The organism is Acrocarpospora macrocephala, assembly GCF_009687865.1.
Classification (GTDB): Bacteria; Actinomycetota; Actinomycetes; order Streptosporangiales; family Streptosporangiaceae; genus Acrocarpospora; species Acrocarpospora macrocephala.
This window is the reverse complement of the sequence record NZ_BLAE01000119.1, coordinates 1-18,729: the sequence shown is the minus strand read 5'-3', so window position 1 is coordinate 18,729 and position 18,729 is coordinate 1. Positions and strand designations below refer to the sequence as shown.

The following is an 18,729-nucleotide window of genomic DNA, read 5'->3' as shown; positions in this document are numbered from 1 at the left end:
CGGTACCACCGACCTGGACCTTCTCGCCCCTGCCTGCACCTGGCACAACCGCGACAAAGCAACCCACCCCGACCGCTACCGCACCCGCCGCAACGACGACGGCACCTGGACCCTCCTCTACCTCGGGAAAAGGAACCGCTTCGCCGGACGGTTCCGGCGCTGAACCGGACCGGCACGAAAGCGCCACCCACCCAGGCCGGGAACCCCGGGTTGAGGGAGTTCTCCGATCCTGAGACAGCGCGTGAAGGGTCGATCCTGGCCGGATCCTGGCCCGTCATGCGTAGCCACGCGATCGGCGCGCCACCATGCGTAGCTACGCGATCGGCGCGCTACGCCTGCTGAACTTCACCGACATCGCCGAAGGCACCCGCTGGGCACGCGACGACTTCCGCAACCCGCTCATCGCCCTCGGTCTCACCGCTCATCGCCCTCGGTCTCACAGGGTGAGGATTCCTTCGGCCCTGCCACCGTGATGCCAGCGCAGAGGGTCAAGGCCGGGACGACGATTGTCATGCGGAGCGGAGAAACCCCAGCTCAGAAGTTCACCCTGCACCAATAGGGACTAGAACACCGGTCGTCGCGGAGCACGGATGAGAGAACACCCCAGGCAATAGCGGTCACGTGGAAGTCCTGCTGTGCCGACGGAAAGTCGAGGCTGAAGGAAAGTGGTTCCTTTGTCGGTCACCAAAATCTGGCCGCTCAACGGGAGAACAGCGCGCTATGGCACATTCCGGGAGCGACACCGTGGATCCCTCACCCAGGCTGCTACGACCTGGGACGACGGTTTGACCCGGTTCCGACGGCGGTCGGTGTCCGGCTCACCCAGGCTGCTACGACCTGGGACGACAGGCCCACAGAACTCACATGGATCGCCCAGGTCGGGGCACGAAGGAGGACGGGTGCTCAGGCGTCGTGGGGCGTGGGCAAGGGGTGGCTCAGTGGACAGGGTCGGATTGGGAGGTAGGGGGTTTGGGTGGGGGGATGGGCCAGGTCGGGACGATGGGGGGGTTGGGTGTCCCGACCTGGGGTTGGGTGGGTGGTGATGCTTCGGGAAATGGCCGATCCAGAAGTCTCACCGTATTTGGTGATATTTCGTCGTTTGGTTGGGATTGGAACGGTCCAGGTTGTTAGGCGGCGGAGCCGCCCTCGGCGAGGGTCAGGAAGTCCTGGGCCATGGCGGGGAGGCGCTTGCGGGCGTGGACGATTGCGATGATCTTCCGGACTGAGGGGTCTAGGGAGCGGACTACCAGGCCGGCGCGGGTGGCCTGTTCGGCCATGCCCCGGTACCAGAGCAGGGACGCCTTGCCGTCTCGTACGGCCGGGAGCCAGCGGGCCCGTTCGTCGGACTCGATGGCGGGGATGGGGCGGACGCCGTACGTCGCGAAGATCTGGTCGAACTCCTTGCGGCGGGGGCTGCCGGGAGAGGGCAGGACCAGGCGCATGCCGTTGAGGCGGTTCATCGGGATGGGGTCGGGGAGGTCGAGGCCCGGCGGCGAGATCAGGACGATCTCCTGGCGCTCCAGGGGATGGCTGATCAGGTCGGTGGGCACCGGCAGGTCGGTGAGCCCGAGGTCGGCTCGCTGCTCGCGGACGGCGCTGACTACACTTTCGCGGCCGTCGCAGCGGACGATTTGCACGCGGATGCCCGGATGCTCCGCCACGTAGGCGGGCAGCAGGCGCCCGGCGAGCCCCGGCTCCAGGCTGGGGGTGGACGCGATCCTGAGTTCGGCGCCCGTGGTGTGCGAGTGGGTGGCGAGGGCCTCGATCTCCCGGACGGCGTCGAGCGCCTCCCGGGCGAGCTTGACGACCCGCCGTCCTTGTGCGGTGACGACCACACCACGACCGGAGCGGGCGAACAGCGTCATCCCGAGCTCGCGCTCCAGATCCCGGATGGCGCGGGAGAGTGCGGGTTGAGCGATGTAGAGGGATCTGGCCGCGTCGGTCATGGTGCGGTGCTCCGCGGTGGCTACCACGTAACGGAGCTGCTGCAGATTCATGCCAAAAACGCTAGGGCAGAGCAGGCCGGTGATTCCGGAACATCGCAGAGATCACCTCGTCTGATTACAGATTGTGCCCGTCTGCTGCTACATCCGTGACGGGTGTTAAATCAGTATCGTTCTGCCCAATCTCTCGCAAAGGGGTAGAACGTGGGGCCGCAGAATACTCAGCCGCCATCGGGCAGCCATCCCTACGGCCAACCGTCCCACCGCCCCCACGCGAACCAACCCCCGGCGAACCAACCCCCGGCAAGTGACCCGCCTCCGCAGAGCGCTCCCGACCAGAACCCACCTCGACCGCCTTACCCCTCTCCCCCGGGAAACGGCCCTTCCCTCCCGCCGGACGGGCAGCCCGATAGGACCGCGCAACTCGATACGACCGCGCAGCAGCCTCGAAGACCCCCTTTCTCGCCGCCCGGCGGCAATCAGGGAGGTATTGCGCAGCAGCCGGAAAGACCGGTGGGGCCGTCGTTCCCGCAAGGCGCACCACCCGCACCGCACGGGCCGTCGTTCCCCCCAGGTGGGCGGCCCGCGCCACAAGGGCAGCCTGCGCCGCACGGGCCATCGTTCCCTCAAGGCGCGGGGCCTGCCCCGCAGGGGCAGCCTGGGCCGCATGGGCCATCGTTCCCTCGAGGTGCGGGGCCTGCCCCGCAGGGGCCGTGGTTTCCGCAGGGGGCGCGGCCCGCGCCGCGTGGGCCCTATGGGCCGCCGAGGCATACGCCGCCGCACTGGCGGCCGCCGCGGCGCAAGTCCAGTGCGGGGGTGATAATTGCAGGGCTGCTGGGGCTGGGCGCGTTCGTGTTCGCGGTGCTGATCGTGGGCGCGGCCTTGGCGAACAACACGCGAGACTACGAGGCGGACTCCCTGGTCTCGCCGCCGACCTCGCGACCGGACGGGCCGCGGGGAACCACGGATCCGGGCGATCCGGCGAGGCCGGCCGTGCGGTTGGATCGGTCGTTGAAGAACAACACGCTGTACCAGGTCGGGGCGCTGCCGAAGACGCGGTGCCCGGCGGGAAGCGCGAACATCTACAACAGCGGGCAGCTCAAGGCGCTCATCATGAAGACCAGCCTCTGCATGGGCAAGGCCTGGAAGCCGCGTCTGGAGCAGGCGGGGATTCCGTTCACCCCGCCGAAGTACGCGATCGTGGCCCGCTCCGGCCGGGGCGCGTGCGGCGACTTCCCGATGCGGGGCACCATCGTCCCGTACTACTGCCCGTCCAACATGACGATCTACGCCTCCACCTCCGCGATGGCCAGCGGCCGGGGCGACGCGCGCGGCTACGGCGATCTGGTGAGCTGGCACGGCGGCATCATCGGCATGATGGCCCACGAGTACGGCCACCACATCCAGCAGCTCAGCGGCCTCTCCCAGACCCGCTGGGAGCAGAGCAGGCGGGCGAGCTCGGAAAGCCAGCGCCTGGCGATCAGCCGGAGATTCGAACTGCAGGCCAACTGCCTGAGCGGCATGTTCATGCGCTCGGTCTCCGCGACCTACCCGATCCCGGCCGCCCGCCGCCAGAATCTCTTCTACTTCTTCTCCAACGTCGGCGACTGGCCGGGCTACCCGCGCGACCACGGCTCCCCGAAGAACAGCGGCGCCTGGTTCCGCCAGGGCTGGCAACGCCAGCAGGCCTACCAGTGCAACACGTGGGCGGTCGGCTCCGCCACGGTGTCCTGATCACTACCACGGCTGCTGCGGCGCGGGCTGGGCGACGGCCGCAAGGACCCGGCGGGACGCGGCTCCAGCAGCGCCACGACCAGCAGCACCGCCACCATGTCGAGGGCGACCGAGACACCGATCGCGCATCGGGCGACCGCGCGTGGATCATGCCGCGCCGTGAACTCCATGGTGTGGTTCGCGAACACCGTGATGCCGCTGCTGATCCCGGTCACCTTCCTGGGGCGGCTCGACGAGGTGCGGGCGTCGCGGGCCAGGATCGTCGAGGCGGGAGTGGCCGAGCGCAGGCGGGTGGAGCGGGACCTGCACGACGGCGCCCAGCAGCGGCTGCTCGCGCTGGCCGCCACGCTGGGCCGGGTGCGCTCGGCGACCGGGGACCCGGCGGTGCACCGGCTCGTGGACGAGGCCAGGGCGGGGCTGCGGGACGCGCTCGCCGAGCTGCGCGACCTGGCCAGGGGCATCCATCCGGCGGTGCTGGAGCAGATCGGCCGTGCAGACCGCTGGGTGGCAAGACCATCGAGAGCCATATCGCCTCGGTGCTCAGCAAGCTCGGGCTCGAGCCCGCCGCCGACGGCAACCGGCGGGTGCTCGCGGTGCTCGCCTGGCTCAGCACGAAGTGATCAGCGGTTGGTCCTTTTACAGCGGATTTCAAGCGCCGGTTCTTAGGCTTGTGTCAGTCTTGTCCAGTTATGGGGGCTAGAATCCCTGGTCATTGCCGGGGTATTACCTGATAGATAGGAGCGGTCTGCCATGCGAGGTGGGGGAGCCGCGGAAGACGAGGGCCGTCCGCGACGGACTCGCAGGCGACCTGTCCCGCGTGACCAGCAACCGGCACACGACCCCGCAGGCGGCCCGCCGCCGCAACATCCGCAGCAGCCGCACCCGGCCGCCGAGCGGGCGCCGGAGCCGCCACCCGGCCGCCCCGGCCCGTCCCGCCGCCGCGCCGCGCCGCGCCGGGCCGCTGACGAGACCGCCACGGCTCCGTCGCGCGCCGCCCACCCCACGGGGCCGTACGCCCCGGAGCAAGCCGCCACGGGCCATGACAACCCCGGGCAAGAGCCACCGCGGCCCAGAGGTCCCCGGTTCGGGCGGCCGATGTCGGTGGGCGCCATCATCGGCTGGACGGCGCTGTCGGCGTTCGTCCCGGGCGCGGCCCACCTGCGCAGCGGCAACCGCCGGCTCGGCTTCATCCTGCTCGGCGTGTTCGGGGCGATCCTGATCGGCGCGATCCTGTACGGCCTGCAGTTCGTCGGCAACGTCGGCGCGGCCATCCGGGAGAGCACCCTCATCACGCTCACCGTGGCCTCGATCGTGCTGGCGCTGGCCTGGTTCGTGCTGGTGCTGCTGTCGTACATCACGCTCGGTCCCGACCGGCTGCCCCAGTCGGGTCAGATCGTCTCCGGCATCGTCGTCGGCGTGCTGTGCGTGTCGGTGATGGCACCGTTCGCGCTCACCGCGACCACGGTCAACACCACCCAGGAATTCCTGAACGCGTTCCCGTCCGACCACGAGAACCCGACCGCGGTCCCGGTCAAGGCGGAGGATCCGTTCAACGGGCGCAAGCGGGTCAACTTCCTGCTCATCGGCGGCGACGCGGCCGGGAACAGGACCGGCGTGCGGACCGACTCGATGACGGTGGCCAGCGTCAACATCGCCACCGGCAACACGGTGCTGTTCAGCCTGCCGCGCAACCTCCAGCACGTGCACTTCTCGGCGCGCAGCCCGCTGAACAAGCAGTTCCCCAACGGCTTCCACCGCGAGCTGCCCAACGGCGGCCTGCTGAACGAGGTCTGGCAGTTCGCCGAGGACAACCCGAGCTTCGGCCTGCGCGGCCCGGAGGCGCTCAAGGACGCGATCGGCACCACGCTCGGACTGCACATCGACTATTACGCCATGGTGGACATGTTCGGCTTCGCCGCGCTCATCGACGCCATCGGCGGCCTCAAGATCCGCGTCACCCAGGACGTGAAGTACGGCGGCAAGTTCGGCACCGCCGGCACCATCAAGGCGGGCTACCGCACGCTCAACGGCGAGCAGGTGCTCTGGTACGGCCGGTCCCGCGTGGGCAGCGACGACTTCAGCCGGATGGCCCGGCAGCGGTGCGTCATCGGCGCGCTCGCCCAGCAGGCCAGCCCGCAAGTGGTCCTGACCAACTTCACGAAGATCATCCAGGCGGCGAAGCGGCTGTTCCGGACCGACATTCCGCGGCAGTTGCTGGAGCACCTGGTCGATCTGGGCCTGAAGATCAAGGGCGCGAAGATCACCAGTACGCAGTTCGTGCCGCCGCAGATCTGGCCGGGCAGTCCCGACTGGGAAAAGATCAAGAAGATGACCACGACCGCCATCCGCAAGTCGGTGGGCACCACCCCGGTCGTAGCGTCGGCCACCCCGTCGGCCCCGGGCGCCTCCGCGACACCCCCGTCGACCACGCCTACCGCGTCCGCCTCGTCGTCCGGCCTGGCCACACCGACCCCGAACAAGAACACCGCCGATCAGACCTTGTCTGACCTTTGCGGGTTCTGACCAGGAAGCGGGGGTTACTCGCCGTTATCCGGCGCCGGTAACCTCCACACCCATCCTCGCCGTACCGGCGCCACAAGGGCGTTGCCCCTGGCCACGCCAGGCCCCTTGGGCGGAATCACAAGGCGATGAGCCAGTTCTCGGCGCAGGTGAGGCGGGGATCGTAAGGTCCCCGGCGCAAGTGAGGCGGGAATCGAAAGGAGAAGGGCCGGTCCTCGGCACAGGACCGGCCCTTCTGCTTGGGGGTGGGGGTTACTTGGTGATGGTTACGGTGTCGATGTCGAACAGGTTGCCCGCGCCGCCGACGAAGACCAGGTAGAGGGTCCCGGAGACGTTGCCGGTCAGGTTGGTGGAGGCGTTCTGGAAGGTGTCCCAGCTGCCGGTGTTCGGGAGGGTGATCGAGCCCAGCAGGGTGCCGGTCTGCGATCCGGAGCGGACCTGGACGGTGCCGCCTGAGCCCGCCGAGGAGAACCGCACGCTGGCCGTCTTGGCTCCCGAGGTGTTGATCTGGGAGTAGGCCGTCCAGTCGCCGTTCTCGATGTAGCCGACGGTCAGGCCGCCGCTGGCGGGGGTGTGGTTGGCCGTCTGCACGCCGGACTGGGCGGTCCAGCTCTCGCCCTCAACCGTCTGAGTGGTGACGGTCCCGCGGGAGAGGGTGATGGTGTCGATGTCGAACAGCGCGCCGGAGCCGCCGGAGAAGCTGAGGAACAGCGCCCCGGTGCCGGATCCGTTCAGCGTGGTGGTGACGTTCTGGAAGGTGTCCCAGCTGCCCGTACTGGGCACCGCGACCGTGCCGAGCACCGGACCTGTCTGCGATCCGGAGCGGATCGTGATCGTGCCGCCGGGGCCGCCGGAGGAGATCCTGGCGGTGAAGCCGGTGGCGTTCACGGTGCTGAGCGTGGAGTATCCGGCCCAGTCGCCGTTGTCGATGTAGCCGACGGTCAGGCCGCCGCTGGCGGCCGCGTGCCCGGCCGTCTGCACGCCGGACTGCGAGGTGAACGCCTCACCCTCGACCGTGTTCTGGGTGGGCGGCGGGCCGCCCAGCTCCTTGATCCGGATGTTGCGGAACGACACGTCGTCGCCGGTCCCGTGGTTCTGGATCCCGATGTAGCCGGAGGTCAGCGAACGCGCGGGGTCGGTGTTGGTGAAGTCGTTGATCTGCCGGCCGTTCAGGTAGACCCGGACCCGCTCGCCCTCGACCAGGATCTCGTAGGTGTTCCACGAGCCGGGCGGGTTGAGCGCGGCGTCCCGGGCGGCGATGTCGGCCGACTTGAAGCCGTAGATCGAGCCCGTGGTCTTGTCGGCGGTGTCGGTGGCGTCGATCTGGACCTCGTGGCCCTGGTTGATCGCCGACTGCGGGTCGGTCGGCGTCGGGAAGCCGAGGAGGATGCCCGAGTTGTCGTCGCCGGGCATGGTCCAGTCGAGCTTCAGCGAGTACGAGCCGTACTGCTTGGCCGAATACCAGAGCATGCCCATGCCGCCGACGGAGGTCAGCGTGTTGTTGGTGTTGGTGAAGCTGCCGGGCCCGTTCTGGGTCCAGCCGTTGGTGGAGCCGTTGTAGATGGTGGTGTAGCCGGTCTCCGGGCGGCAGTCCTGCTTGGCCCAGCCGGCGGCGTACCTGATGCCGCCGAGCAGGAGGGTGCGGAACGCGGTCTCGGCGTAGGTGGCCTGGGTGTGGCCGAGGCCGGTGTAGAACGCGCGGCCGTTGCTCTGCGTCTTGCACCAGGTGATCGGGTGGTCGGCGCCCATGCCGCCGCCGCTGTAGCTGGACTCGTCCAGGTTCTGCAGGATCTTGGCGGTGCCGCGCGGGTTGGTGCGGTAGTTGTACCACTCGTCCGAGCGGGACCAGGTCGGGCCGAGGTGGGCGGTCGCGGCGTGCGAGCGGTCCTCGGTCCGTACGGTGGCGGTCTGGATTGCCGGGTGGCTGTTGAAGTAGGCGCCGACGAGGTTGCCGTAGAACGGCCAGTCGTACTCGGTGTCGGCCGCGGCGTGCACGCCGACGTATCCGCCGCCGCCGTTGATGTAGTTCTCGAAGACCGTCTGCTGGGTGGCGTTCAGGACGTCGCCGGTGGTGCTCATGAAGACGACGGCCTTGAAGTTGGCCAGGTTGGCGGCCGTGAAGAAGGTGGCGTCCTCGGTGGCGGTGACGGTGAAGTTGTTCGCCGCCCCCAGGTCGCGCACCAGCTGGATGCCCTGCGGGATGGAGTCGTGCCGGAATCCGGCGGTCTTGGAGAAGACCAGGACCTGGTACGCCGGGTCGGCGGCGTGCGCCGCGGTCGGGACGATCAGGACGGCGGCGGCCGCGACGAGCGTGGACACGGCTAATCTAAGCCGTTTCATCACGTGCCTCCTACTTGGTGATGGTGATGGTGTCGATGTCGAACAGGTTCCCGGCGCCGCCCACGAAGACCAGGTAGAGCGTCCCCGACACGTTGCCGGTCAGGTTCGTGGACGCGTTCTGGAAGGTCTCCCAGCCGCCGGTGTTCGGAAGCGTGATCGAGCCCAGCAGGGTGCCGGTCTGCGACCCTGAGCGGATCTGCACGGTGCCGCCCGCGCCGGCCGAGGAGAACCGCACGCTGGCCGACGTGGCTCCCGAGGTGTTCATCTGGGAGTAGGCCGTCCAGTCGCCGTTCTCGATGTGCCCGGCGGTCAGCCCGCCGCTCGCCGGCGCGTGGGTGGCGTTGGTGACGCCGCTCTGCGCGGTCCACGCCTCGCCCTCGATCGTGGTGCTGCTGCCCCGGGTGATCGAGAAGGTGTCGATGTCGAACAGCGCGCCCGCCCCGCCGGAGAAGGTGAGGAACAGCGGCCCGGTGCCCGCGCCGTTGAGCGTGGTGGACACGTTGGCGAAGGTGTCGAAGCTGCCGGTGTTCGGCACGGCCACGGTGCCGAGGATCGCGCCGGTCTGGGAGCCCGAGCGGATGGTGATCGTGCCGCCGGGGCCGCCGGAGGAGACCCTGGCGGTGAAGCCGGTGCCGCCGACCGTGGTCACGTTCGAGTAGCCGGCCCAGTCGCCGTTGTCGATGTAGCCGAGGGTCAGGCCGCCGCTGGCGCCCGCGTGCCCGGCCGTCTGCACGCCGGACTGCGAGGTGAACGCCTCACCCTCGATGGTGCCCGCCGGCGGCGTGGTGCCGGTGTTGAAGGTGAACGCGTCCAGGTCGAACAGGTTGCCCTGCCCGGTGACGCCCTTGAAGACCAGGAACAGCGTGGTGGCCGCGGCCGGCAGGTTGCTCAGGTTGGCGTTGACGTTGACGAAGGTGTCCCAGCCGCCGGTGGGCGCCACGGTCGCGGTGCCGTGCAGGGTGCCGGTGGCCGAGCCCGAGCGGACCTCCAGGGTGCCGCCGACGCCGCCGGAGGAGACCCGGGCGGTGATGCTGGTGGCGTTGGAGATGTTGTACGGCGTGAACGAGATCCAGTCGTTGTTGTCCACGAAGCCGACCGTGGTGCCGCCTTCGGCCGGGGCGTGGGTGGCCGTCTGGATGCCGTTCTGGGCGCCGAAGTGCTCGGCCTGGCGGTGCTTGGGCTGCGCGGTGCGGATGCTGTGCGTGGTCAGGCCGCCGTTGTCGGTGTACTCGGCGTCGAAGACCCCGTAGATGTTGGCGGCCGCGTCGTGCTCGCCGTCGGACGGGACGGTGATCGAACCGGAGCAGCCGTTCTGCGAGGTGATCTGGTGGCTGTGGCTGTCGTGGCCGAGGAAGTAGGTGACCTTGACGCGGGAGCAGGTGATGGTCCCGTCCTGCGGGTCGGTGACGGTGACCGAGAACGGCACGGTGTCGCCGAAGTTGAACAGCTGCCCGTTGCCCGGCAGGTTCAGGGTGACCGTCGGCGCGGTGTTGCCGACTGTGATCGACACGTTGGCGGTGCCGGTCAGGCCCTGCGGGTCCCGCACGGTCAGGGTCACGTTGTAGGTGCCGTTGGCGGTGAAGGTGTGGCTCGGGTTGGCGGCCGTCGAGTTGGCGGTGCCGTCGCCCCAGTTCCAGGTGTAGGTGAGCGCGCCGCCCTCGGGGTCGGAGCTGCCCGCCGAGGAGAACGCGACGGTCAGCGGGGCGATGCCGGAGGTCGGGGTGCCCGCCGCCTTGGCGATCGGGTTGCGGTTGGTGCCGCCGATGTACTCCACCCGCCAGAGCGCCTGGTTGCCTGCGCCGGTGCCGTAGTCGAGCACGTAGAGGGCGCCGTCCGGGCCGAAGGCCATGTCCATGACCTGGGTTCCGGTCCAGGGCAGGCCGGAGATCTCGCCGTAGCCGCCGGAGGCGGTGACCGCGATGGCCTTGATCCAGCGGCGGCCGTACTCACCGGCGAAGAAGCGGCCGTCCAGGGACTGCGGGAACTTCACGGTGGAGGTGGACGCGGCGTCGTAGCGGTAGACCGGGCCGCCCATCGGGGACTCCGAGCCGCCGCCGAACTCGGGCGGGGAGCCCGCGTCGCCGCCGTACCGGATCCAGGCCGGCTTGGCAGCCGGGAGCGTGGTCAGGCCGGTGTTGCGGAAGGAGTTGTTGGTCGGCCCGCCCGCGCAGTTGTACTTAGCCTGAGAAGGACCGCTCGGGAAGGTGTACTCGTTATACGTCTCCGCGGTCGTGTTCGTGCCCGTGCAGTACGGCCAGCCGTAGAAGCCCGGCGAGGTGATCCGGTTGAACTCGACCTGGCCGTTGGGGCCGCGGTTCGGGTCGGTGGAGCCCGCGTCCGGGCCGTAGTCGCCCAGGTAGACGATGCCGGTGGCCTTGTCGACCGACATCCGGAACGGGTTGCGGAAGCCCATCGCGTAGATCTCAGGACGGGTGTTCGCGGTGCCCGGCGCGAACATGTTCCCGGCCGGGATCGAGTAGGAGTTGCCGTCCGCCGCCGGTTTGATCCGGATCAGCTTGCCGCGCAGGTCGTTGGTGTTGGCCGAGGAGCGCTGCGCGTCGAACTGCGGGTTGCGGTTGGTGCGCTCGTCGATCGGCGTGTACGACTGCGACTCGAACGGGTTGGTGTCGTCGCCGGTGGTCAGGTAGAGGTTCCCGGCGGCGTCGAAGTCGATGTCACCGCCCGCGTGGCAGCACTGGCCGCGGTCGTTGTCGACCCTGAGCACGATCTTCTCGCTCGCCATGTCCAGCGTGTTGCTCGCGGTGAGCGTGAACCTGGACAGGTAGAACTGGCCCTTCCAGGTGTTCCAGTCGGTCTGGGTGCCGGTGGTCGGCGCGTCCCCGTTGGGGGTGGACAGGCGCGGCGAGTAGTAGAGCCAGACGAACCGGTTGGTGGCGAAGCCGGGGTCCACGGCGACGCCCTGCAGGCCCTCCTCGTCGTGGGTGTAGACGTTGAGGGTGCCCGCCAGGGAGGTGTTGCCGTTGGCGTCGGTGATCCGTACCTGGCCGCTTCTGGCGGTGTGGATCACCGAGCGGTTCGGCATGACGGCGAGGGACATGGCCTCGCCGAGCTCGCCCGAGCCGGAGGCGAGGGAGATCTGCTGGTAGTCGGCGGCGGGCAGGTCCGCCGCCGACGCCGGGCTGCTGGGGACGACGCTGCCGGCGACGACCAGAACGGTCGCCGCGGCCAGCCGGGCCCACAGCCTCGGATGTGGTCGTGACATGGGGGGTGTCCTTCCTGACCTGGGAAACAGTCAGCAAGGCGCGCGCCGCCGCGCTTGTTGCCGTTGTGCTGTGCGGTGGAGCGGAACGACTGAAAGACCAGACGGGTGCCACGTCTGAAGCATGCGTCTTTCCGTCGGGTTTTTGCGAGCTCAGGGAAGATTTTACCGTTTTCTAACATATCAGTCATCGCCCTGTACACCCCTGCTGTCCTAGGGTCCAGGATCCGACGCGTGTTACACAAGTGTTACCCGCAAGAAGCGCTTCGACGCTTGCGCGGCTACGCAAGAACATCATTTAATTCGGCGCGCCATGCAAATTAATCCGCTCGGAGGGTCGACTTCCTGAGCGGATCCCGCAACCTCAACCCCCCAGGAGGACGCGCGTGCGGCCGGTTCCCAACGGGCTCGCGGACATCCCGGCCGACCAGGCCACGGTCCGCAGGTCCAACCTCTCACTGGTGCTGCGGCACCTGCGCGAGCACGGACCACAGTCCAGATCCGCGGTCGCCGCCGCCACCGGGCTCAACAAGACCACCGTGACCAGCCTGGTGGGCGAACTGCGCGCCCGCGGACTGATCAGGGAGAACGGCCCCCAGCACGCGGGCGCGGTAGGCCGCCCCGGACTGGCGCTCACCCTCGACGGCACGAGGGTCGGCGCGCTGGGCCTGGAGATAAACGTGGACTACATCGCGGCCTTCGCCACCGACCTGGGCGGGCGGGTCCTCATCGACCGCCGGGTCGGCTTCGACGCGATGGGCTGCGACCCGGAACGCTCGCTGGACGAACTGGCCAGGCTCGCCCGCGAAGCCCTGGCCGAACTCGGCCTGCTCGGCATCCACGTGGCCGGGATCACGGTCGCCGTGCCCGGCCTCATCGACGGCGCCAACGGGGTCGTGCACGTGGCCCCCAACCTCGGCTGGTACGGCGTGCCCGTGGCCGAACGCCTCTCCTGGGACGTGGCCCCCACCATCCCGGTGACCGTGGTCAACGACGCCAACCTGGCCGCCCTCGCCGAGTTCACCAGCGGCGTCGCGGCCGGCACCACCGACCTGGTCTACCTCACCGGCGAGGTCGGCGTCGGGGGCGGCATCATCGCGGGCGGCCGGCTGCTCGGCGGCGCCGACGGCTTCGCGGGCGAGGTCGGCCACGTCATGGTCGACTCCGCGGGCGAGCGGTGCGGCTGCGGCCGGACCGGCTGCTGGGAGACCAAGGTGGGTCTCGCGGCGCTGGTCCGCATGGTCACCCCCGACCACGCCTACGGCGTGCCGGACGGGATCGTCCGCGACCCCGAGGAACGGCTCGCCGAGATCGAACGACGCCAAGCCGAAGGCGACCCCCAAGTCGTCCACGCCCTCGCCGAAGTCGGCCGCTGGCTCGGCCTCGGCTCAGCCACCCTGGTCCGGCTCTTCAACCCAAGGGTGATCGTCGTCGGCGGTTACTTCGCCCGCCTCTCCGAGCACCTGCTCCCCCGCGCGCAGGCGGAACTCACCCGGCTCGGCGTGACCGGGACCGTGGCGCACTGCACCTTCGTCGCCTCCGACCTCGGCTTCGGCGCCGCGTCCCGGGGCGCGGCCGGAGTGGTCGTGGACCGGGTGCTGGCCGACCCGACCGCGATCGAGATCCTTCCACCTGAAATGTCGACAATTAGCGGGGCCTGACCGACCTGACTCCCCCGACTCCCGTCCGTCCGGCCGCCCGGTCCTGCCGCGACGCCGTTCACGCCGACCTCGGCGCCCCGGCGAGGGTGCCACCCGGGCGGCCGGACGGACGGGGCTTTGCGTGGTTCTCCCACCCGCCCAGCCCTCTTGTTTCACCTCGGGCTCCGCCCGCCCCCGCCAGCGCCGTGGCTCCCCACACGAAACGACCACGACACGGTGGATCCCCCACCCGCCCAGCCCTTTGTCTTCCCTCGGGCTCCGCCCGCCCCCGCCATCCCCGTGGTTCCCACAGGACACGGCGGCCGGAACGATCCCGGCTTGGGCGAAGACCAACTCGCCCCTTGAATTTCGTGACGTATCGCACGGTCAGGGCCTGTATGGCGGTCTTTATGCCGGTGGACGCGTCGCGGGTGATGTACGAGGGTGGTCAAGTCCGGCAACCCCCTGCTCCGGAGTGACGCATGCGTGTTCTGATCCAGCTTCGCCCCTCCCCCGACCTCGTCGCCGCCGTGGCCGACCCGACCATGGTCGCCACCACCTCCGACGTGTCCGACGGCCTGCCCGGCGTGGTGCTGGACCACTCCTTCACCCCGGTGGCGGTGCCCCGGCCCGTTCCCGCCTCGCCCAGTGGCGATCCGCTGTCGCTGAATCAGCCCCTCGTCTATTCGATGGCGCCGGACGACGCCTCGGTGGTGCTGCGCGGCGAGGTGTCCGACGACGAGGTGAACATCCGGATGTCGCTGCTGCCCGGCCGCCGCGACGTGGTGGCCGTCTACGCCGATCCGGTCATCGAGACCTCGCTCACCTGCGGTGGCAACCCGCCGGTCGGGGACTGGCACGACGTCGAGCGGCTGCTGCGGGTGAGCGAGCTGCTCGCCGAGGGCCTGGACGGGTCCGGGGTCACGCTGGCCGTCACCGACACCGGCATCAACGCGGCGCACGTGGCGCGGCGGCTCGGCCGGGGGATGACCATCGACCAGGATCGCAGCTGGACTCCGTCCGGCGTGGCGGGCAGTCCCGGCGAGTTCGCGGTCGACCACGGCTCGATGTGCGCGTTCGACGCGCTGATCGCCGCCCCGCAGGCGTCGCTGATCGACATCCCGGTGCTGCTGTCGGAGCGTCCCGGCGGGTCCGCGCTGGACGGGCTGCTCTCCGACGCGGTGGCGGCGTTCGCGCATCTGCGTACCGTCCTGGACGCGCAGCCCGCCGCGACCCGCTCGCTGGTGGTGACGAACAGCTGGGGCTCCTTCTCGCCGCGCTGGGATTTCGCGCCAGGACATCCCGGTAACTACTCCGACAACCCCGCGCACCCCTTCAACCTGATCGTGGGCAGCCTCGCCGAAGCCGGAGCCGACCTGCTGTTCGCGGCCGGGAACTGCGGCCGGGACTGCCCGGACGGCCGCTGCGCCTACCCCGACCGGCCGATCTCGGGCGCCAACTCCCACCCGAAGGTCCTGTCGGTCGGCGGCGTGGACATCACCGGGGAACGCGTCGGCTACTCCTCCCAGGGGCCCGGGCGGTTGACCGAGCGCAAACCAGACATTTGTGCATACACCCACTTCGCCGGATCCCGCGCGTTCGGCGAGGAGTCCCCGGACTCCGGCACCTCCGCCGCCTGCCCCGTCGCGGCCGGTCTGGTCGCCGCGATCCGCACCCAGTGGCCCGCCGCCCGCCTGTCCCCCGGCCAGCTCCGCACACTGCTCCGCCGCAGCGCCGATGATCGCGGCGAGCTCGGGTATGACTATGACTACGGCTACGGCATCGTGGACGTGGCCGGAATCATCGGAGCCCTGCGCAGCAGGGCGGACAGAGCGGCATGACGCCATGGTTCTCATTACCGTACGGCTCACGCGGGGAGCGACGATGGATCTCGCGCTCCGCAAGCTCGGCCTGACCAAACAGGACGTCGACCTCGGCTACGGCCTGATCCCGCTGGACCCGGACAAAGGCAGCTACGGCATGCGGGTCACGCCGGAGGCCGCCGCCAAGCTCGCCGCCGAAGGGCACGACTTCGAGGGCCCCTGGTCGGACCCCAGGATCGAGCCGTTCGGCCCGCCGCGTTGACCGTCTGGGTGGTCTCGGGCCCGCCCGGCTCCGGCAAGTCGACCGTGTGCGCGGCCCTGCTGTCCCGGCTGCGCCCGGTCCCGGCGCTCCTGGACAAGGACACCCTGTACGGCGACTTCGTCGCGGCCACCCTGGCCGCCCACGACCGCCCGCCGGGCGAACGCGAGGGTCCCTGGTACGACGAGCACATCAAGCGCCACGAATACCAGGGCCTGACCGCGACCGCGCGGGAGATCCGCTCACACGGCTGCCCCGTCCTGCTCAGCGGGCCCTTCACCGGCCAGGTGCACGACGCCGGCCGCTGGCGGCTCTGGGTGCGGGACCTGGGCGGCCCGCCCGTGCACCTGCTCTGGGTACGCTCCGACGCGGAGACGCTGCGCGAACGCCTGATCGCCCGGGCCTCGTCCAGGGACTCCGGAAAGCTCGCGGACTTCCCGGCGTTCCTGGACGCGATAAAAGTGGACGAACCCCCTGCCGTGCCGTACCTGGAGATCGACAACCGGCGCGGCGCGCGGACGGTGCACGAGCAACTCGCGCGCTACTCATCCGAGGGATGAGGGAGCCCGCCGCCGGTCCGCACCCGCGCAGGCGGTGATCGGCGGCGGGCTCCCCGCCTGGCGCCAGACCGCGCTCTGGCAGCTCTGCTACTCAGCGGGAGTAGTGCTCCACGACCAGCTGCTCGTCCACCGGGACCACGATCTGCTCCCGGAGGGGATGGCTCAGCAGGGTCGCGGTCAGGTTCTTGTGGTCCACCGATAGATAAGGCGCGATCCGGTCATCGGCGTACACGCCCTCGGCCGCGGCCACGAACGGCTGCGCCGCCCGGGACCTGGCCCGGACGCCGATCACCTGGCCCGGCTTGACCAGGTAGCTGGGGATGTCGACCTTCTTCCCGTCCACCGTGATGTGACCGTGGTTGACGTACTGCCGGGCCGCGTAGATCGACGGCGCGAGTCCCGCCCGCAGCACCACCGACGCCAGCCGGGTCTCCAGGATCGACACCAGCTCCTCCCCCGACCGGCCGGGACGGCGCAGCGCGAGATCCCAGTACCGCCGCAGCTGCCGCTCCGACACGTCGTAGTACCAGCGCAGCTTCTGCTTCTCCAGCAGCCGGACCCCGTAGTCCCCCGCGCTCCGCCGGTTGGTCTTGCGCCCGTGCTCCCCGGGCGGGTACGGCCGCTGCTCGAAGTACTTCACCGCCTTCCGCGTCAGCGGGACCCCCGCCCGCCGGGACAGCCGCACCTTCGGACCCGTGTAGCGCACGCTCGCTCCTTTGTGGTTAGGTAAGCCTTACTTAGGTAAGACTAACCTTAGCCCATCGCCCGAAGGAGCGTCATGCAGCACCCGGTCACGGCCCCGCCCATCCCCGAGCGCGTCCGCACCCTCGCCGCCGGAGCCGCCCCCACCCACGTCTCCGTCGCCGGCTCGGTCCTGCCCGCCGCCGCCGTCCGCGGCGGCGTCGACGCCGAGGGCCGCCCGGTCCTCCTGGTCAAGCCCGCCGAGCTCCTGTACGACCTGACGGACGAGATCGTCGTCACCGTCGACCTGGTCGCCACCCGCGCCATCGACGGCGTGGACCGCGCCCGCGGCATGCTCAAAGTCCGCGGCTGGGCCCAGCCCGTGCCCCCCGAGCGGATCCGCGACACCGCGATCGCCATCTCGGAACGCTGCCCCGACGAGGACCTCTTCGCCGCCATCGAATCCCGCGGCCCCCGCCTCCTCCGCGTCGACGCCGCCCAGGTCGTCTACCTCACCGGCCAGGAATCCGGCGTCCTGGACGCCGAGGACTACTTCACCGCCGCCCCCGACCCCCTCCTCGACGCCGCAGAACGCATCCTCCACCACGTCAACTCCTCCCACCGCCCCCAGCTCGTCCACGCCATGACCGCCCTCCTCGGCACCCCCGTCCCCAACGCCTGGATCTGGGAACTGGACCGCTACGGCACCACCATCCGCACCGCCCCCGACCACCTCCTCCGCCTCCCCTGGCCCACCCCCGCCACCTCCCCCGACGAACTCGAACACGCCCTCGCCTCCCTCATGTGCCCCAACCGCCACTGATTTCCGGGCGTCACCGTTGTCATCGAGTCGCCAGGGCTGCCCTAAGTGGCTTCGAGGGCCAGGAGGTGATCGGTAGCCGGTTTGTCAGTTCCGCTTTCTCTTCCTGCTGGTGGTGGACTTCCTGGCCGTCCCCGCGCCCGATCCCCGCCTGGTGGTCGTACGCCTGCCGGAAGAGGACGAGGAAGGCGGGCGGTTGCTTGTGAATCCGTACCGTTCGAGCGTGGTCGGCCGCGGGGTGACCTCCGGTGTGATTCGCGGAGCGGGTGCGGGGGACGTTTCGCGTTTGGTCTTCCGCAGCGGCGTGTCCATGGCCGGCGCGGCCCTGTCACCGGATTCGTCGCGCTGGATCGGCACCGGTATGTCACTGGTCGGTGCGGGCAATTGGTCCTCAGGCAGCACGGGGTCCCGGTCGAGGTGGGCGGCGAAGAGCGCATCCATCTCCGCTTCTCCCCCGGGATCGACCGAGAGTTCCTCTTGTTTCTCCTCACGATCGGTAGCGACGGTGTCGTGGGAGGCGGCGTCGATTCCGGCTGAGACCTTGGCATACAGGCTGCTCATCGACTCATCCTCACTGGATGGATATCCCGTGTCGTGGGCTCCCGGATCCCCCAGCGCCAGATAGATGGCATGGCACAGCGCCGGCCACACCTGGCGGTCCGCGAGCGCCTCCTGTAACCATTCCGGTAGCGACTCATCGGTGCTGGAGAACAACTTCAGCAGTTCTCCCGGCTCGGTGAGGAACTGAGGCGGCGGCCATGGATAGGTCTTCATGTGCGTGGCGAACCTGTTGCGGCGGAAGGCGTTCGGCCAGGCCTGCAACGCCAGCCAGCACTTGAAGCAGCAGAGTTTGCCGACGCCCAGGCCGGCGCCAGGATGCCTACGGCCGATGGCCAAAGCCACCATCTCCGCGTGGACTTCCATGTCGTTGCCGCTTCCGGCTTCGGGAACGTCGTAGACATAGGGAACGACCCGGATGCGGCCAAACCTCTGCTCCAGGATGCGGAGGAATGCGACGGTCTTGACCAGCCTCTGCCGATCCCGCTCTATCGAACGTTTGCCCAGCTTGCCCTTCCCGCCGCGACCGCCCATCTGCCCGGCCAGCTTCGCGATCCGCCGCCTGGCCTCGGCGCCCACCGCGCGGGACGCATGCAGGAGAGCCTCCAGGTCCCGACCCATCAAGTTGTCG

15 protein-coding genes are annotated in these 18,729 nt (G+C 69.7%); 9 read left to right on the top strand and 6 right to left on the bottom strand.

What is annotated here, in order from left to right; all coding sequences use genetic code 11:
- The first annotated feature begins 305 nt into the window (after positions 1-305).
- Positions 306-473, top strand: coding sequence for a hypothetical protein (locus tag Amac_RS52115; RefSeq protein WP_155361853.1), 168 nt, complete (start codon positions 306-308; stop codon positions 471-473).
- A gap of 654 nt (positions 474-1,127) precedes the next feature.
- Here Amac_RS52115 and Amac_RS52110 read toward each other — a convergent pair.
- Positions 1,128-1,997 (bottom strand): LysR family transcriptional regulator, encoded by an 870-nt coding sequence (locus Amac_RS52110; RefSeq protein ID WP_155351982.1) that lies wholly within the window; start codon positions 1,995-1,997, stop codon positions 1,128-1,130.
- A gap of 762 nt (positions 1,998-2,759) precedes the next feature.
- On the opposite strand from Amac_RS52110, the gene Amac_RS52105 reads away from it, so the two are divergent.
- Positions 2,760-3,677, top strand: coding sequence for a neutral zinc metallopeptidase (locus tag Amac_RS52105; RefSeq protein ID WP_246269249.1), 918 nt, complete (start codon positions 2,760-2,762; stop codon positions 3,675-3,677).
- On the opposite strand, the gene Amac_RS54315 is transcribed toward Amac_RS52105, so the two are convergent.
- A complete protein-coding gene (locus Amac_RS54315; RefSeq protein WP_170323086.1) occupies positions 3,632-3,847 on the bottom strand; it encodes a hypothetical protein in 216 nt (71 codons plus the stop codon). The genes Amac_RS52105 and Amac_RS54315 overlap by 46 nt on opposite strands.
- On the opposite strand from Amac_RS54315, the gene Amac_RS57060 reads away from it, so the two are divergent.
- Positions 3,846-4,343, top strand: coding sequence for a histidine kinase (locus tag Amac_RS57060; protein ID WP_246269248.1), 498 nt, complete (start codon positions 3,846-3,848; stop codon positions 4,341-4,343). The two genes, Amac_RS54315 and Amac_RS57060, sit on opposite strands and share 2 nt — an antisense overlap.
- 84 nt (positions 4,344-4,427) lie before the next feature.
- Positions 4,428-6,200 (top strand): LCP family protein, encoded by a 1,773-nt coding sequence (locus tag Amac_RS52095; protein WP_155361850.1) that lies wholly within the window; start codon positions 4,428-4,430, stop codon positions 6,198-6,200.
- Between the two features lie 249 nt (positions 6,201-6,449).
- Here Amac_RS52095 and Amac_RS52090 read toward each other — a convergent pair whose 3' ends face one another.
- Together Amac_RS52090 and Amac_RS52085 are read right to left on the bottom strand one after the other, a co-directional pair.
- Entirely contained in the window at positions 6,450-8,537 is a 2,088-nt protein-coding gene (locus tag Amac_RS52090; protein ID WP_170323087.1) for a ThuA domain-containing protein, read from the bottom strand.
- A 10-nt stretch (positions 8,538-8,547) separates the two neighbouring features.
- Positions 8,548-11,760, bottom strand: coding sequence for a carbohydrate-binding protein (locus tag Amac_RS52085; RefSeq protein WP_155361849.1), 3,213 nt, complete (start codon positions 11,758-11,760; stop codon positions 8,548-8,550).
- 383 nt (positions 11,761-12,143) lie between these two features.
- On the opposite strand from Amac_RS52085, the gene Amac_RS52080 reads away from it, so the two are divergent.
- The 4 genes from Amac_RS52080 (at position 12,144) to Amac_RS52065 (ending at position 16,039) form a co-directional block, all read left to right on the top strand.
- On the top strand, positions 12,144-13,418 hold the full coding sequence (locus tag Amac_RS52080; protein ID WP_218041788.1) for an ROK family transcriptional regulator: 1,275 nt from the start codon (positions 12,144-12,146) through the stop codon (positions 13,416-13,418).
- Positions 13,419-13,879: 461 nt separating this feature from the next.
- On the top strand, positions 13,880-15,238 hold the full coding sequence (locus Amac_RS52075; protein WP_155361848.1) for a S8 family peptidase: 1,359 nt from the start codon (positions 13,880-13,882) through the stop codon (positions 15,236-15,238).
- A 43-nt stretch (positions 15,239-15,281) separates the two neighbouring features.
- A complete protein-coding gene (locus Amac_RS52070; RefSeq protein ID WP_246269247.1) occupies positions 15,282-15,482 on the top strand; it encodes a hypothetical protein in 201 nt (66 codons plus the stop codon).
- Positions 15,479-16,039, top strand: coding sequence for a P-loop nucleotide/nucleoside kinase family protein (locus Amac_RS52065; protein ID WP_155361846.1), 561 nt, complete (start codon positions 15,479-15,481; stop codon positions 16,037-16,039). Before Amac_RS52070 ends, Amac_RS52065 begins: the two co-directional genes overlap by 4 nt.
- Before the next feature lie 91 nt (positions 16,040-16,130).
- Here Amac_RS52065 and rpsD read toward each other — a convergent pair whose 3' ends face one another.
- Positions 16,131-16,745, bottom strand: coding sequence for a 30S ribosomal protein S4 (gene rpsD / locus Amac_RS52060; protein WP_155361845.1), 615 nt, complete (start codon positions 16,743-16,745; stop codon positions 16,131-16,133).
- Positions 16,746-16,817: 72 nt separating this feature from the next.
- Here rpsD and Amac_RS52055 point away from each other — a divergent pair, with 72 nt between their 5' ends.
- Complete coding sequence (locus tag Amac_RS52055) at positions 16,818-17,543, top strand: DUF2470 domain-containing protein (RefSeq protein ID WP_155361844.1); 726 nt, start codon at positions 16,818-16,820, stop codon at positions 17,541-17,543.
- Positions 17,544-17,627: 84 nt separating this feature from the next.
- Here Amac_RS52055 and Amac_RS54310 read toward each other — a convergent pair.
- A partial coding sequence (locus Amac_RS54310; protein ID WP_218041787.1) for a hypothetical protein occupies positions 17,628-18,729 on the bottom strand: 1,102 nt, incomplete at its 5' end.